Raw genomic sequence first — 14,780 nt, 5'->3', positions numbered from 1 at the left:
AAAACTGTGTTAAACTACTTTTATTGTAGCTTGACACAGTTTAGTTTACACTCTCTAGACAACTGCTATTTGCGCAGTTGTCACCTTTGGATTAGAAGTGATAAGTTTGTAGATGGCTCTTTTAGCCTTCACGAACTCTTTTCTTTGCTTGACTTCTTGGGCTGTTTCTTTCTTTTCGTTGGCGAACTGTTTTTTGAGTTAGCGAACTCTTTTGTGTCGTTGGCGAACTGTTTTTTGAGTTAGCGAACTGTTTCAGGCAGTTACTAATCACGATGCCTTGGTTCCGGCTCCGCCACCATTTCCGGCTCTTCTTCCGGCAATTCATATCTTCTGATATGATGATCTTCCAGATAGATATGGTTCAGCGTAAAGGCGAGCGACTCCAGCGTCTTCTCCCTTACCGCCGGCTTCAGTTCGCATTCCCATATCACGATGGTATGCCATCCCATTTCAGCCAGCCGGTGCAGCACCTCATGGTCCCTCTCCCGGTTCCTCCTGATCTTCTCCATCCAGAACCCGGTGTTCGATTTCGGCACCACATAATATTTGCACCCCTCATGTCCGTGCCAGAAGCACCCGTTCACCAGAATACAGGTGCGATATTTCCTCAGCACGATGTCCGGCTTGCCCGGCAACCGTGGATGATTGAGCCGATACCTGAATCCCCTACTCCACAGAAATTTCCTGACAAGAATCTCCGGTTTGGTATCCCTGCCCCTTATTGCCGCCATGTTGTTATGGCGCTGTTCTATGGTCATTCTATCTGGCATACTCTTTATTTACAAAGACTTCTTTCTTCTAATCTAATAAGTTTGCAAGCTATATGCTCCTCTATATGAAAAAATTCCGCAGTTTGCGGAACTTTTTCTCGGATTCATTGTAAAACCAAAAATCGTCAGCAGGTTGCTGACGATTTCAAATTATTGATTCCTAACTCAACTTTGTTAATTTTATTGTTCCAATTTCTTGATCTCTTCGATAGATAAGCCGGTGGATTTTGCAATGACGTCTATTGGAGTATTGTATGCCAACAGGTTCAAAGCAATCTCTTTATTTCTCTTTTTTTCTCCTTTTTCTATACCTTTCTCTATACCTTTCTCTATACCTTTCTCCATACCTTTCTCCATACCTTTCTCCATACCTTTTTTTAATCCTTTCTCCTCAGCATGCTTATATACCGCATAATTGTCCCACATGACCATCATGCTGTTGTCGTATTTCTCCTGTTCCTCTTTGGTCAGAGTCTTTGAGTCGGCAATTTCTGCCAGTCTCTTGAATATCTTATGCTGAGCCTCGAAAGGCATTTGTTCCAAAGTCTCCATATGCTTCAAATTATAAATCCAACAATCTAAAAACGTAGTACACTCTTCCTCTTTCTTCTTGAAAAGAGGCATTACCAAGTAGATGAAGCGGATCTTGTTAGAATAAACCTCTCCGCTATCCTTGTCTGCCAGCACAACGTCTGTTCTGAACTTCTTTGGCGTATTTTCATCTACATCAAAGTTCATGAAACAGATAACATAAACGGGTGTGAGATGATAATCCCATTGTCCTTTTACGCCTTGGTCTACTATCGTTTTCGATGCATAGTAGAGAGACCGGTCGATGAAATAGGTCTGGCTCCTGTTTTGCATTTCAACGATAATGTGCTCACCTGTGTCAGTTTCGCAAAAGACGTCGTAGATGATACCTCTCTGGTCTTTTGTTTCTGGCAACATCTCCTTGTCCTTAAACTTCACATCCGTGATGTGCTGCTCTCCCAGGAGCAGCTGGTTCAAGAACTCTATCAGCAAGTCTTTGCTGTATTCCTGGCCGAAGATTCGTTTGAACGACCAGTCTGAGAATGGGTTGATGTATCTTGCCATATCTTTACGATTTTATGTTCTCGCTGCAAAGATAAGCTTTTCTTTCGTAACTTCCAAGAAATTAACAAGAAAAAATTCTCTAATTCTTGACTAAAAAATGATAATAGCTACTTGATAGTTCCGCATGTGGTTCAGGTACGGGCTGAAGGCCCAAAAGCCCCTAGCCCAGGGTAACACCCTGGGTATAAGCGCATTTTGCCTTAATTCTTAATAATTTTTCTTCTGAAAGGCCTGTATATCTTGCGATTTTATCAACAGGCTCGTTTTCCATCAGCATATTCTTAGCTACTTCAATTTTAGCCTCTATGATAGCTCCTTTATATGCTGCAATATGGTCACGCATCACCTTTATTGCATCATCATATTTCTCTTGATCTTCCTTGCAGAGTACAGTAATGTCCTCTATCGCAGCAAGTTTCTGGAAGAGTTCATTTTCTGCCAAAGAAGGTATTTTGTCCAATATACTCATATTATTTAATTCTATTAAAAGAAACAATTCTTATATCAATTAACACCATTCATTGGCAAAATGAATCTTTTCTCATGAAAACACAAAAGAAAAAGCCCAAAAACTTGCATAAAAGAGAAATATTTCTTATTTTTGCAGCAGATTTAAAACATAAAAAGATGGGAATATATAAGTATCAAGCAGAAATAGACGCATTGATACAACAAGGACTAAAGATGCCCAAAGTTGTAAAGCCAAACGATTTGAAAGGATTCAGATTCGTTTTCAGTACAGATATGTCCAAAAGCTACTTACCCAACTACATCATGAAGCCTCAACGTGCTATTATGAATGGCCAAAGAAAAGTTGATGTTGGTGGATATGCTCTGTCTTGCTTTACAGAAAAGAACAAAGCCATCAAGTTCTATCACTTACTTGCAAAAAATATGAGAAATATATACAAAGCTATAGGTGATCGTATTTCTTCAGGAATTGTGACTAACAAAGATGGCAATATCACTACACCAGCAAGCAACGGACATTATAACTTATTTGAATTCCCATCATGTGACTTATCCAAAACATTTAAACTAGAGGAGGGAAAATTATGAAAACAATAAAAGGTATTTGCATCAAGAAGCGCAACTTCGACAAATTCAAGAAAGTGGCCGATCTTATATATTTCGATGGACCATTGTTGTCACACTACGTTACCAACAAGGGTGACAACTATCTCTTCTATTGGATAGACCAAGATGATACAAACAATCGTTGGATGTTCATCAGAACCGATTACGACAATATACAAAAGTACACGAATAAAAAGCAAACATTGCGTAACGTATTAAGTTCGCCATTAGACGACATAGTATATACTGTCGATATTGATGAAGAAGGCAATCATCACAACTTCCAGGCCCACTCCATAGAAGACCTTCCAGAGGATTATCTCCCTACCGAAGATTCTTATTATGATTTTGAGCCAGAAGATGTGAACAAAGAGAACTTATCCATAGCAGAAATGAGCGGCAAGAAACTCGACTGGTTCCGCAAGGTCTGTGCAGCGGTACTTTAGATACCTTGCGCCCCACACGCCCTGAAGGGGCAGAAGCCCCTAGCCCAGGGTAACACCCTGGGTATAAGCGCAATCAGCCTTGCGCCCTGTAAGGGGCAAAAGCCTTAAGAAACATAAGGATATTAAGAATGAAGACAAGAGAAGAATACATAGCCCTCATCACATCTCATGCCGAAGAACTGCAAAACACCTTCGGCATCACCTCCCTGCGTCTCTTTGGTTCTGTAGCAAGAAACCAGCACCATGATGGCAGCGATGTAGATATCTATGTAGAAATGCCCCCTAAGTTTTTCCTGATAGTCCGTCTGAAATCATACCTTGAAGCCCTTCTGGGCTGCCCTATCGATATTATCCGAAAGCACCAGCACCTCAACCCCTTCCTGCTCAAGGAAATTGAGAGAGAGGGGATTGAAGTGATAGCAGAGCGATAGATGGGATAAACTACCTCAGCAATCATTCTATCAGCCCTTTATACAATTTGCTTGTTGTTTTGGTAAATTTTACTTATCATATCAAACACCTCGAAAATACTTTCAGAGCTTTTCTTTTCAGAATTACTTATTTCTTGCAAACTACTAATATTTACTACCTCATCTATCTTTATCTTAGCAAGCATCGCTGCAAAAGCAATAATAGACTGAAGTTTTAAATTACCTTCTAATTCTTGCAAATTATGATTTGTGTCCTCTGTAAGCTCGATTTTTCTTATTGCTTCATCATATTCGAAAACACAATTTCCAACGTTATCTGTAGCTTTCCCTCTTTTTTTTACAAACGGATATACCTTAAACCGCTTTCTATGACCTATGATGAGGTAATAATCACATAACGGCAATTCTTGTATGACTGGCATTTTTTTTTGCTCTTGACGCTCTTGAATACCGCTTGCCACAGACGATGTGGCTCCTCTGATCACAACCATCTGCTCATCATCTTCATTAAACTTGCTTTCAGCAAATTCAAAGTCTGACATGCCAAACGAATCTTTATCTTGAGAACTATGACTTTCATGTTCTACATCCTCCTGACCAACAAAATGATATTGCCATTTTCTATTTGCATCAGGAAGCCCAAAATAATTATACAGACCTACATTATCCAAGATAATTGTTTTCTCCTTCCCCTCAACTATTCGCAACCCTCTTCCTACCTGTTGCAGATAAAGGGACAGAGATTTCGTTGGTCTTGCCAGCTGAATAAAATTCACATCAGGACAATCAAATCCTTCCGTAAATATATCAACATTCACCAAGACAGATATTTCTCCGTTCTTAAATGCGCTTATTATTTGCTGGCGTACATCTCTAGGAGTGTCGCAGTCTATGGCCATAGCTTTTACGCCATGACTACTATATAATTCCGCTATCTTAGCTGCATGAAGTTTATTAATGGCATAGATAATACCCTTTCGTCCATTGGCAAAATGCAGATAAGATTCATATAGTTTTGACCTGATACGTTGGTTGTTGAACGTATTATCAAGGTCTACATTAGAGTAATCGCCTGTTCTAGCCACCTCAGAATTATCAACAAGTCTTTGAACTTCAGAATTCTGTTTGATAGAAACATAGTCAAAGTCGGACAAAAGATTATTGTTTATGAACCAAGAAATCTGGGGCGAAACTATCAGATATTGATATAATGAAAGGAACGATTCGTGATTCAATCGCCAAGGCGTTGCTGTAACACCCAATTTCTTCGCATTTGGGAACAATTCAAAAAGCCTGATGTAGGTATCAGCAAGAGAATGGTGTGCCTCATCAACGATAATATAGTTAAACTTCTGTCTGCAAACATTATGATAATTCTTATCTGTAAGTAATGACATAATGCTCCCTACCTGAACTCGTTTCCAAAGATACTGCTCTCTTGCTCCTTGTATAAAACCGTGAGCTATACCAAACTTATTCAAAGTGGCAGATATCTGATCAAGCAGTTCTGTTCTATGGGCTACAATCAAGATTTTTATATCCTTATGAGCCATTTTGTAAGTATTGATGATATCATTGATAAGTGATGTGAACAGATATGTCTTACCTGTTCCTGTCGGCATCTGAAGCATGACAGAATCATACTTACTCCACGCATCAAATATCTTAGCTTTTGCTTCTATCTGATGTGGGCGAAGTACCGTATTATCTTGTATAAATGAAGTGGAATCCATCATATCACATTTATTTCCATCTTAACATGAAGCATAGCTCCAATGACACGTAGCAACTTAACTTTGTCCTTGGTGGTATTAGGCACAATAATCCATCTATCACTGTCTATCTGCACCTGATTGTAGACCATTTTCTTACTCGTTATAAGAGGATTACCACACCAGGATAATTCTTTTTTTCTAATGTCTTCAATGCCTAAGTTCCATATAACTTCCAGAAACGTTTCTAAAGCACTATCGTTGGCAATATACTCTCCATCGGGCATTTGAACCAACAATTTATCTCTACTCCTGGTTCTCTTTTCCTTTCCTGGATTCTCCACAGTATCAAAGCCTGCCCCCAATTCTATTTTTAAGCCTAAATGAAGTTGATCATTGATAGAATTTAGTTGAAGAAACTTTGTATCAGAATTAGATTGTGCATTCAGATACCATCCCTTACAAATAGGCTTCATATCCTTTTGATACTTCGGATATATTTCCTTTGAAAGAAGAGGTAAATGGCACATTTCCAGCTTGATGGATGGGAACATCTTTACCCCTATCTCATTCAATACAGCGATCATGGTTGATGTCGCATTATTATAACATATTACTTTCCCGTTAGGGAAGGTAATTCTCAAGAGTTTTTTGGGGGCTCTTGAGTGTTTGATTTCTTCATTCATATTATATACAGTTTAGTTTGTGTACATGTTAAGCGTATAGTTCAAGGAAATCAACTCACCCGGTTGCATCTTTATACCATATATCTGCACCCATTTATCTCCCAAGCTATGATATTCACCTATTCTTAAGCGCAGAGCTGGCTTATCGTTTTTATCAGTAAAACCGATTCTTTCAACATCGTAATAGCCATCTATTTTACCACCTACCATTGGTAAGAGGTATTTGATACCCATCAAGTTGATTGATGGTATCCTCTCCATGATATATGTTTTGCCTTTATGTTGTGCAAAAGCCTTAAAGACATCATCAGTTTTACGCACCAAACAAGTCAGGATATTCTTCTCATCACTGCCAGCAGAAACAACAGGAACATGATCTTCATCAGGCAAGACTTCATGCGGATCGGTACCCAGACTGCACTCCTTTACAGTAAAATTCTTCCTAAGCTCTGCAAGCAATGCTTCATTGTTTTTTTCGTCTTTTTTATCGAGAGCAAGAGAGAAGATATTTTCTTCCTCAAATGGGGTATACACCTTACCCAGAACCTGCCTGAAATGTGTTTCTACATATTCTTTTGCATTCACAGACGGAAGCGGACGCATGGCATAGAAGCAGAAATCCTGCTGGAGCCAGTTGCGTATCTCTGAACAGAATTTAGCCCTGATATTCTCCTTCCATTGCTGCTGTTCCCCCTTATTATTTCTTGCATAGAGCGAGAGAACAAACAGGAAGTTAACATCATAATGGAACAGGAGCAGCGTATCACGGTCAAACAATCTGTTCTGAAACTGCTTAGACATGTACCTGTTGTTCTTTCTGTCAGTTTCCTTGATACCATCTATGGCGTAGCGGTACTTTTCATCCATTGTAGCCGAGATGAAGAAGTTAGGAATGATGTTATAACCTTCTGTTTCATCATCACGAAGCTTAATGCCGGATTCAGGCTTTCTGCCGCTGTTAAAGATATCCAGATTCCACTGTATCACGTTTCTCGCATAGGTGTATTGCTTATAAATGGACTCCTTCCCGAGTTCGTTGCCCATCTTGTAATACTTACTGTCACCGATATAATAAGTATTGCTTGATTCGTCATTAATCAAGCTCTTCGCCGTAAAGAGGTGGTCCACTATCTTACCATCTTCCTGTTTCTTGTCCATTCCGTCAGGCAGCGGATTATCGCCCACCAAGGCATCAATAATCGCCTCAAACACGATATGAAAACTCTTGACAAGCAGATACTCTTTCTGACTGGTATTTACATATATCTGATGCGACTTGTCGAAGAAAGCATAGCACAGCTTCCAAAGCTGTAACGCTTTGTCAGAAAAATACTTATACTTAATCTGATTCAAGCGTACTTTGCCATATCCGTTTCTGTATTTCTCAAACTGCTTGCCCTTTATCAGGTCGAAATTGCAGTTAATCTCTTTAGGAAATCCGTATGTATCGCCAATATAATTGAGAATCGAGAAGAAGATGACAAGCAGTTCTTCATCGAAGTTAATCTTGCGTTTCTTGTTGACTGGGTTTAAGTAGATGGCATCCCCTCCCTGGATGATAGCAGAAGTAGTACTGATAGTGCGGGTCCAGTTTATCTTGTTCAAGCCTGAATGGAGGTTCTTCAGCACAAAGAAGAAGAAACTCTTATTATCCTTATTAAACTGGATCAGCGACAGAAGAATATCAAGGAATGTATTGCTCTTCCGCTTGCTGCTACCACCCACCTGATTAATCATCTTCTGATAAACTATAGTCGAATCGTTGCTCTTGTCATTCTTATATACAACGATGGCTCTATATATCCATACAGCAAAGCCATAGAGGAAATCACGCTCCTCTTTTGTCAGATTTTCCTGACCTTCAGGGTTGATAATATCGTATGGCTGGTACTTACCAAAAGCAAGTTCCTTGCCATCCACATCACGCAGCAATACTTTAGGAAGAATAAACACGCAGTCTCCTAATAGGGCATTATAATAATACCCTACATAATGGATGGACACCTTGCCCTCTACGTTCTCCATTGCATCGATGCCGTATAATACATCGTGCACATCAGATACATTGTATTGATATTCTTCTATCAGGATTCTCATTTTCCTACTTTTTAAATCGATTATATGCAGACAAAAGTCTTATTCATAACATACTTTCAGCTGCAAGTCTAAGCGGTTATCCAACAGCATTACCATATTATACATAGTAATGGCATCTATGCCTTTGACTATATAATAATCGCCCTCTTGAACATAACTATAGACAGCGTCATTCAAAATCTCCTCATGTTGTTTTTTTGTTACCAGAGGCGTATTACGGCGTTGATATTTCATTTCTCCCGCAATTTTTTCAACCTGTTCTATTCCGATTTTAGAAAGCACCTTAAGATAGGTTTCAAACCTGTTCTTCTCGTTTATAACGGTTCCGTCAGGGAATTCAACAGAAAACACCTTAGGAGTTTTTGGAAGTTTCTTATCGCCCTCGGTCTCAACCCCTTCTTCGCTGTTGTTTTCATCGTCTTCGGAATCAGGTTCCAAATTCAAGTTACTTAGGAATTTAACGATTTTCGTTCCATTCACTTTGACCTGATTGTTTTCTACAGAGTAGAACTTATCAAATGAGAGTTTTTCTCCATCCTCATCTTTAAAGGTATCTCCCTCAAATTCAGAGTCTTTGAACACATCATTCCAAAGATAGAAGATAACCTTGCTGACAAATTTATCGGCACTTATTACACCATCTTTAGCCTTGCAGAAGAAATAGCCTAGCTTCTTGTCTTCTGAATAGGTTGCATGATAAACTTTGTCGTTAATAGCCTCAAGGAAATTCCACCAATCATACTGGGCTCCGTTCACTTCAATCATCCAGTTCTTACCAGCATTACTTATTGGCACATAATTCCAGTCCCAACGGCGCTTAAAGGCTGAATCTATCGGGAAGAGAGACTGGTCGCTAGTATTCATAGTTGCCCAAATATAGAGGTTGTTAGGAAGCAGCAGAACGTCACCAGCCAACACTTCGGCTACAATGTCCTTACCACCTTTAAAAAGAGCGTTAATACCCTCCTTATTCTTGATTTCCAGTCCTTCAAATTCTTTTTCGAGCAGTTTCTTCATGTCAGAATCAGCCTTGATAGGATACTCAGAGAATCCTTCATCGCCACGATCGAGCAACTGGAAGAGGTCTCCGAAAATCTGGGCGCAGTTGCCTCGGTTAATCTCTTCTATAACCAGGAATTCGTCCACAGGCTCTTCGCCCTCCTGTACGTCACAATACTTCCTCCATGCCGCAACGTATGCCTGTAGGAAGGCCTGACTCACATACTCGTAGACGATTTTATCCTCCATCATTCCCTTGCCATTATACATTACAGGGACGGCATTAGTACCAATAACAGTCGTTACAGGTACAGACTTAGTGGTAGGCTTATATGCGCCTACAAAAGTGGAATAGTCGGTATCAGGATGGAACGTTGTTCTGATAACATCCTTGCCCGCTGTAAGCTCGTTTATAGCGTGGCTCTTACCGGTGCCAGGGGCACCGTAGAAGATTTGCTGGAGAGAATCTGCTTTCTGGTGTAAACCAATTGTGAAATAATTAAAATAGTCTTCAGCAGACAAACCAATATTATTGGGATATATCTCAGGTATTGAAGTATCAGCCAAATGGTCGTTTACAAACATTAAATCATCGCTAATTATTAAATCAGTAAAGTTATTTATATATACTCTTACTTTATCAATATTGTTTAATTCTACACCAAACATTTGCAAACATGCATCATTATAAGAACATACTCCATTCTTTACACAATTTTTCAAATAAGCATAAATATTGGTAATCCTATATCCTTCAATTTTCAAGCTAGGTGTATAAATATTTGGTACAAAATAATGCTTTGCCCAATTTACCATATAGCACAAAATATCTGTATAAGTCATCCTTTGCGAAAAACGAGGATAACATATACCTTCTTTCTCAAAATAAAGAGCTAATTGTCTCGCTATTTGAGAATGCGTCTGAGTCCATCCTTTCAATTTCGACTCCGTTACGGCATGAAATTCTGCCTTTTTCATAGGAGTTAAAGGCATTGCATTTACAAATGCCAATACTGTTTCAAGTGTAAGGTTCTTGCCCCTACATATTGGTGAAGCTTCTGACATAATCTATTTTTTTACTGAAAAATCCAAATAATATATACCATCCCCTATCAAAGATATATCAATACTCGTGCGACCATATCTTAATAAATCAGCTTTAGTTATGATATGATTTATATCCACGCCTAGTCTTTTACGTAAATATTTTCCCAGTATTGATTTAGAAGGGCTAGAACTGAGCTGTTTAGGATAAACCAAACCATTTATTTTTCTTGTTTGCTGTCCTTCCAATAAACCTAACATTTTCTCTCCATCATCCCAAATCAACTCCACTTCATCATTTTCACGATGTGCTCTTCCAGATGATTGCAGATTCTCAACTTCTACATATTTTTTAGGAGGGAAAAGAGTAGGAAATTGCTCTATATATTTAGAAGTAATACGAATATAAGCATCTCCATCAGAAACGTGTCCTTTACTTAACCCCCAATTCAACCCAGACTTAGAACTGACTTTTCCGTGTATATCTAATAGAGTTGCTCTACAAACGTTTTTAGATAAAAGAGGCTGTGCAAACTTACTACGTCTTGAGGCTTTACATACTTCTTTTACCTTTACATTCACATCCGTACAATTAATGGCCTTGGAAAGAACGTAATTACAATAATTTTGTAAGTTTCCAAATACATCTTTTTCTACATCAGAAAGTATCTCTTTATAATCATTCATCATTCCACTAACTGAAAAATTAGCAGATCCAATTAGGGCTCTTTTTATGCTATCATCACAATTCCATGTATATATTTTCGAATGGACAGGAATTGTTGAATAAAGAATCTCTACATTGGGATATTGACACTGAATTTCTTTAAGTGCATTGTGTAATGGTAATGATATGCTGTCATTACCATACATGCCATAGATAATGGTTATATGCACGTCATTACAACAATCTGCCAACATCTTTATCGTCTGGTATCCAATGTAACCAGATACGATAACAATATTATTTGAAGATGCAGTATTCCGCTGCATCCCCAAAACTGTCTTATCTAAATTTGTATAATAAAGCATACTAACAATATTTATCTATTAATTTATATAATGCTTCTGCAACAATTCTTGCGAAATCTACAGGTACAGCATTACCAACCATCTTATATTGAGCCATATTAGCACCCAAGAATTCAAAATCATCCGGAAATGTTTGTAATCTTGCAGCTTCCCTTACCGTAATACTTCTAGCTTGAGCAGAATCAGGATGAATATGCCGCATACCATCTTTATAAAGATGCGCGGGAATAGTGTTGCTTGGTTCATTTCTACGCAATACATAATATTTATGTATGTTACTAACTTTTCCTGTAACCTTTGTGTAAAGTTCCTTCAGCTTATCAATTTTGACATATTCATTTCTACCTGTTTCTATATCTTCTTCTAACATACGAAAGACAGAGATATCTCTAGTACTGTGGAATCGTGGTACATGATTCTTGACTTTATCAGAAGATATTGGTGCGTGAGAATATTTTTTACCATTCACAACTACGGGTTCTGGAAGTGGAAATATCTTTGGCAAATCTCCAATTGCTTCATCGACAGTTTTCTGTTCTGTTCGCAAGGTGGGCATAATAACCTTATAAAAATCATGAATCATATCATCAGACACATTTTTGCCTTTATCAAAATAATCCATTCTAACTCCAATAATTATAACCCTTTTACGATGTTGGGGAATACCATAATCACAAACTTCAAATAATGTATCCTTAAAATTATTAGCCACTTTATAGCCTGCATCCATAAATTCTTTACGGATACGCTCTACGATAGGATAACCATCAGGAGCTGCGCTTAACAACCCCACAACATTTTCAAATACAAAGAACTTTGGCTTAAAGTATCGTACTATTCGCATATAACTTTCAAACAGATAATTGCGATAGTCTTCTCTCATTCCATGTTCATCACGAATTCTTCCTGCTAAAGAATAAGCTTGACAAGGAGGACCGCCAACAATTGCGTCAACAGTTTGGTTTCCAACAAGTTTAGCTAGACCCTCATGTTTACCATATTCTACGTCGTCAAAGCCATTTATCAATTCATCAGTGCGTTGTATATCAAATCTAACAACTTCGTTTTTTGCATTTTTATGATGCCATTTTTTTTCAAGTCTATTTGCTAATGTCATGCAAGGTGCCTTCTCCCATTCAACACATGCTAGAGTGTCAAAACTTCCCTGTTGCAGAAAGCCTTCTAAAAGCCCCCCACAACCTGCAAATAATTCTATTGTATGTAACTTCTTTGTCATTTCAAATACTTTAAAATTTGTTTTGCTAAAGCATATGCTAATAAAACAGGAACTGCATTACCAACTTGCTTGTTTTGCTGTGTCTTATTCCCTAAAAATACAAAATCATCAGGAAAAGACTGAAGTCTAGCACTCTCTCTTACAGTAGGACATCTATTCCATTTATAGTGAAAATTATTTCGATGTCCTGTATCGATTGTACGAGAAGGTTTGTTACTTGCATATCGTGTCCATGCCATATGAAAATTACGGCTTGTTCCGACTCCTTCTGGAAGATCCTTATAGTTACCACCATCAGGTACTTGAGCTATAACTTGCTTAACGAATTCCTTATGATTAACCGCAACATGATTATACAATACATCACATTTTCCTCTCATCAGTTTCTGATAATCAGTCTCTGGTTCGTTAGAGTAAGAGGAGATCTCTGTTCCTAATTCATCTACCAAAGGAGGAAGATCAGAAATGGCTTGTTTACAAGTTATATAGTCTTTTTCTTCCAGGATAGGAGAAGGAAAATCATATTTAACAGGAGAACGTCTTAATCCAACGAATACTAATCGTTTTCTAATTTGAGGGACTCCATAATCAGCAGCACAAACAATTTTACAATTGACGTTGTACCCCATATCTGTAAATCTCCGGACTATTTCATCTTTAACAGCTCCTTTATAAAGATTGGCCATTCCTGGTACATTTTCTATAAGAAAAGCTTGAGGCTGATAGCGTCGAACCGTCTCAATCATTGCCAGATATAACTTGTTTCTTTTATCTTCGAAGTTTCTTGGACCTGTTAAACTAAAACCTTGACAAGGTGGACCTCCAATTATAACGTCAACATTTCTACCGTCAATAACCTTATCTATCTTATCAAAAGAATCATAAGCTGACAAATCCAAATTCATTCCAACAGCACCTTCATGATTTTTTTCAAAAGTATTAAGTGCCGCTTGCTCAATATCTACACCTAATAACGTTTTGTAGCCGGCTTCTTCAAAACCTTTCGAAAGGCCACCGCAACCACAAAATAAATCTATAATATTATATTGCTTTTTTATCATTACAACTATTATTTTTTAGATTGTTTAAACTTTGAAATAATATCTTCGTCGATTTCTTTGATAAAATCAACGAAAGGAATTTCTAGGATTTCGCAAATCGTTAGAAGTTCAACTATATCTAAACGACGCTCGCAAATTTCAACTTTGCTAACGAAAGTTTGGTTAACTCCCAACCTTTCAGCCAGTTGCATCTGCGTAACACCCTTTTCTTCTCGCTTGGCACGCAAGCGAGCTATCATGCGTTGGTATAATTTTGTATGTATACTTTTGTCCATAATTCACTTATTTTAGTGCAAATATATAACCCAAAATCGGTTAGCCCAAATAAGGCTAAAAGTATTTTATCCCCAAAAAGACTACATTTTAACATAATTAGCAGAATCCCATAGCCAGTTCAAAAGATGGATTGGGGAACAAAGCCTGAGATTCGGGCGCCATACAAAGCTCTTGCCCTTTCAGGGCGCCAGGCGTGCGGACATGAATACCCAGGGCGATGCCCTGGGCTAGGAGCTTCTGCCCCTTCAGGGCGTGAGGGGAATGGCAGGGGCGTGAGGGGAATAGCAGGGATGCGTGAAGGGAATTGCAGAGATGCGTGAGGGGAATGGCCTTACCTTTAAAAAAGCTCTTTTTGCGTATATTTATCAGATATAATTTGGCGCTTTCAGAGAAAAAGTGTAATTTTGTGGGAGATATTTAATTAAAGGAGAAGATTATGGCAACATTAACAGATGTAGATGCAGAAGCTATGAGACAGAGATTGGTAGTGAAGGAAAGTCTGACACAGGCTTTTAAAGAACTCCGTGCAGCAGAAGCTTCAGGAGTCGAACTTCCTGATGCCCGAAAATTATTCAAATAACGGAGGATACATTTATAAGTTATGAATGTAAAGGAACATATATTGGCGGCTATCCGTGAATGGCTGACGATTATGACAACATCACCTACCCACTGACCGAACTCGGATGGGAACTGGGCGAGGAAATCAACCCCGTGATGTATACCGCCCAGGAATGGGAAAAGTATAGGAATACACCCTTCGTCAGGAACGTAGAAAAGGAAGGGGTAAGAATATGAATATAAAGGAGTAATTACA

At 38.5% G+C, this 14,780-nt stretch carries 16 protein-coding genes; 5 read left to right on the top strand and 11 right to left on the bottom strand.

The features are described from left to right. Window positions 1–263: 263 nt before the first annotated feature. The 3 genes from KSW37_RS04940 to KSW37_RS04930 all read right to left on the bottom strand — a co-directional run bounded on the left by KSW37_RS04940 (window position 264) and on the right by KSW37_RS04930 (window position 2,334). Window positions 264–770 (bottom strand): very short patch repair endonuclease, encoded by a 507-nt coding sequence (locus tag KSW37_RS04940; RefSeq protein ID WP_217314123.1) that lies wholly within the window; start codon window positions 768–770, stop codon window positions 264–266. Between the two features lie 180 nt (window positions 771–950). Beyond that, entirely contained in the window at window positions 951–1,865 is a 915-nt protein-coding gene (locus KSW37_RS04935) for an Rpn family recombination-promoting nuclease/putative transposase (RefSeq protein WP_217314124.1), read from the bottom strand. Between the two features lie 160 nt (window positions 1,866–2,025). Further along, the gene (locus KSW37_RS04930) at window positions 2,026–2,334 is read right to left on the bottom strand and encodes a hypothetical protein (protein ID WP_217314125.1); all 309 of its coding nucleotides are present in this window, start codon (window positions 2,332–2,334) and stop codon (window positions 2,026–2,028) included. Between the two features lie 74 nt (window positions 2,335–2,408). Here KSW37_RS04930 and KSW37_RS04925 point away from each other — a divergent pair, with 74 nt between their 5' ends. The 3 genes from KSW37_RS04925 to KSW37_RS04915 all read left to right on the top strand — a co-directional run bounded on the left by KSW37_RS04925 (window position 2,409) and on the right by KSW37_RS04915 (window position 3,819). Beyond that, window positions 2,409–2,924 (top strand): hypothetical protein, encoded by a 516-nt coding sequence (locus tag KSW37_RS04925; RefSeq protein ID WP_217314126.1) that lies wholly within the window; start codon window positions 2,409–2,411, stop codon window positions 2,922–2,924. Beyond that, the gene (locus KSW37_RS04920; RefSeq protein WP_217314127.1) at window positions 2,921–3,388 is read left to right on the top strand and encodes a DUF6575 domain-containing protein; all 468 of its coding nucleotides are present in this window, start codon (window positions 2,921–2,923) and stop codon (window positions 3,386–3,388) included. The genes KSW37_RS04925 and KSW37_RS04920 overlap by 4 nt, the downstream gene beginning before the upstream one ends. Window positions 3,389–3,516: 128 nt before the next feature. Further along, on the top strand, window positions 3,517–3,819 hold the full coding sequence (locus tag KSW37_RS04915; protein ID WP_217314128.1) for a nucleotidyltransferase family protein: 303 nt from the start codon (window positions 3,517–3,519) through the stop codon (window positions 3,817–3,819). 38 nt (window positions 3,820–3,857) lie between these two features. Here the strand turns inward: KSW37_RS04915 and KSW37_RS04910 are convergent, their stop codons facing one another. From KSW37_RS04910 to KSW37_RS04875, 8 genes are all read right to left on the bottom strand, one after another. Beyond that, complete coding sequence (locus tag KSW37_RS04910) at window positions 3,858–5,555, bottom strand: DEAD/DEAH box helicase (RefSeq protein ID WP_217314129.1); 1,698 nt, start codon at window positions 5,553–5,555, stop codon at window positions 3,858–3,860. Continuing rightward, window positions 5,552–6,217 carry a hypothetical protein gene (locus KSW37_RS04905; RefSeq protein WP_217314130.1) on the bottom strand — a complete coding sequence of 222 codons (666 nt, stop codon included), beginning with the start codon at window positions 6,215–6,217 and terminating at the stop codon, window positions 5,552–5,554. The genes KSW37_RS04910 and KSW37_RS04905 overlap by 4 nt, the downstream gene beginning before the upstream one ends. A 12-nt stretch (window positions 6,218–6,229) precedes the next feature. Continuing rightward, a complete protein-coding gene (locus tag KSW37_RS04900; protein WP_254368601.1) occupies window positions 6,230–8,314 on the bottom strand; it encodes a restriction endonuclease in 2,085 nt (694 codons plus the stop codon). A gap of 39 nt (window positions 8,315–8,353) precedes the next feature. Then, a complete protein-coding gene (locus tag KSW37_RS04895; protein ID WP_254368602.1) occupies window positions 8,354–9,898 on the bottom strand; it encodes an AAA family ATPase in 1,545 nt (514 codons plus the stop codon). Window positions 9,899–10,381: 483 nt separating this feature from the next. Then, window positions 10,382–11,389, bottom strand: coding sequence for a restriction endonuclease PLD domain-containing protein (locus tag KSW37_RS04890; protein ID WP_217314132.1), 1,008 nt, complete (start codon window positions 11,387–11,389; stop codon window positions 10,382–10,384). Window position 11,390: 1 nt separating this feature from the next. Beyond that, window positions 11,391–12,626 carry a DNA cytosine methyltransferase gene (locus KSW37_RS04885; RefSeq protein WP_217314133.1) on the bottom strand — a complete coding sequence of 412 codons (1,236 nt, stop codon included), beginning with the start codon at window positions 12,624–12,626 and terminating at the stop codon, window positions 11,391–11,393. Then, entirely contained in the window at window positions 12,623–13,687 is a 1,065-nt protein-coding gene (locus tag KSW37_RS04880; RefSeq protein ID WP_217314134.1) for a DNA cytosine methyltransferase, read from the bottom strand. The genes KSW37_RS04885 and KSW37_RS04880 overlap by 4 nt, the downstream gene beginning before the upstream one ends. A gap of 8 nt (window positions 13,688–13,695) precedes the next feature. After that, window positions 13,696–13,962, bottom strand: a complete 267-nt coding sequence (locus tag KSW37_RS04875) for a helix-turn-helix domain-containing protein (RefSeq protein ID WP_217314135.1) — start codon at window positions 13,960–13,962, stop codon at window positions 13,696–13,698. A 437-nt stretch (window positions 13,963–14,399) separates the two neighbouring features. On the opposite strand from KSW37_RS04875, the gene KSW37_RS04870 reads away from it, so the two are divergent. Further along, window positions 14,400–14,543, top strand: a complete 144-nt coding sequence (locus KSW37_RS04870; RefSeq protein ID WP_217314136.1) for a hypothetical protein — start codon at window positions 14,400–14,402, stop codon at window positions 14,541–14,543. Window positions 14,544–14,602: 59 nt separating this feature from the next. Then, entirely contained in the window at window positions 14,603–14,761 is a 159-nt protein-coding gene (locus tag KSW37_RS04865; protein ID WP_217314137.1) for a hypothetical protein, read from the top strand. Window positions 14,762–14,780 lie beyond the last annotated feature (19 nt).

This window comes from Segatella copri (genome assembly GCF_019127135.1).
Classification (GTDB): Bacteria; Bacteroidota; Bacteroidia; order Bacteroidales; family Bacteroidaceae; genus Prevotella.
This window is presented reverse-complemented; position numbering and strand designations above follow the sequence as displayed.

Coding starts and splice junctions, on each gene's coding strand:
- KSW37_RS04940 (WP_217314123.1), bottom strand. CDS start 770: ATGCCAGATAGAATGACCATAGAACAGCGCCATAACAACATGGCGGCA.
- KSW37_RS04935 (WP_217314124.1), bottom strand. CDS start 1,865: ATGGCAAGATACATCAACCCATTCTCAGACTGGTCGTTCAAACGAATC.
- KSW37_RS04930 (WP_217314125.1), bottom strand. CDS start 2,334: ATGAGTATATTGGACAAAATACCTTCTTTGGCAGAAAATGAACTCTTC.
- KSW37_RS04925 (WP_217314126.1), top strand. CDS start 2,409: ATGAAAACACAAAAGAAAAAGCCCAAAAACTTGCATAAAAGAGAAATA.
- KSW37_RS04920 (WP_217314127.1), top strand. CDS start 2,921: ATGAAAACAATAAAAGGTATTTGCATCAAGAAGCGCAACTTCGACAAA.
- KSW37_RS04915 (WP_217314128.1), top strand. CDS start 3,517: ATGAAGACAAGAGAAGAATACATAGCCCTCATCACATCTCATGCCGAA.
- KSW37_RS04910 (WP_217314129.1), bottom strand. CDS start 5,555: ATGATGGATTCCACTTCATTTATACAAGATAATACGGTACTTCGCCCA.
- KSW37_RS04905 (WP_217314130.1), bottom strand. CDS start 6,217: ATGAATGAAGAAATCAAACACTCAAGAGCCCCCAAAAAACTCTTGAGA.
- KSW37_RS04900 (WP_254368601.1), bottom strand. CDS start 8,314: ATGAGAATCCTGATAGAAGAATATCAATACAATGTATCTGATGTGCAC.
- KSW37_RS04895 (WP_254368602.1), bottom strand. CDS start 9,898: ATGTTTGTAAACGACCATTTGGCTGATACTTCAATACCTGAGATATAT.
- KSW37_RS04890 (WP_217314132.1), bottom strand. CDS start 11,389: ATGCTTTATTATACAAATTTAGATAAGACAGTTTTGGGGATGCAGCGG.
- KSW37_RS04885 (WP_217314133.1), bottom strand. CDS start 12,626: ATGACAAAGAAGTTACATACAATAGAATTATTTGCAGGTTGTGGGGGG.
- KSW37_RS04880 (WP_217314134.1), bottom strand. CDS start 13,687: ATGATAAAAAAGCAATATAATATTATAGATTTATTTTGTGGTTGCGGT.
- KSW37_RS04875 (WP_217314135.1), bottom strand. CDS start 13,962: ATGGACAAAAGTATACATACAAAATTATACCAACGCATGATAGCTCGC.
- KSW37_RS04870 (WP_217314136.1), top strand. CDS start 14,400: ATGGCAACATTAACAGATGTAGATGCAGAAGCTATGAGACAGAGATTG.
- KSW37_RS04865 (WP_217314137.1), top strand. CDS start 14,603: ATGGCTGACGATTATGACAACATCACCTACCCACTGACCGAACTCGGA.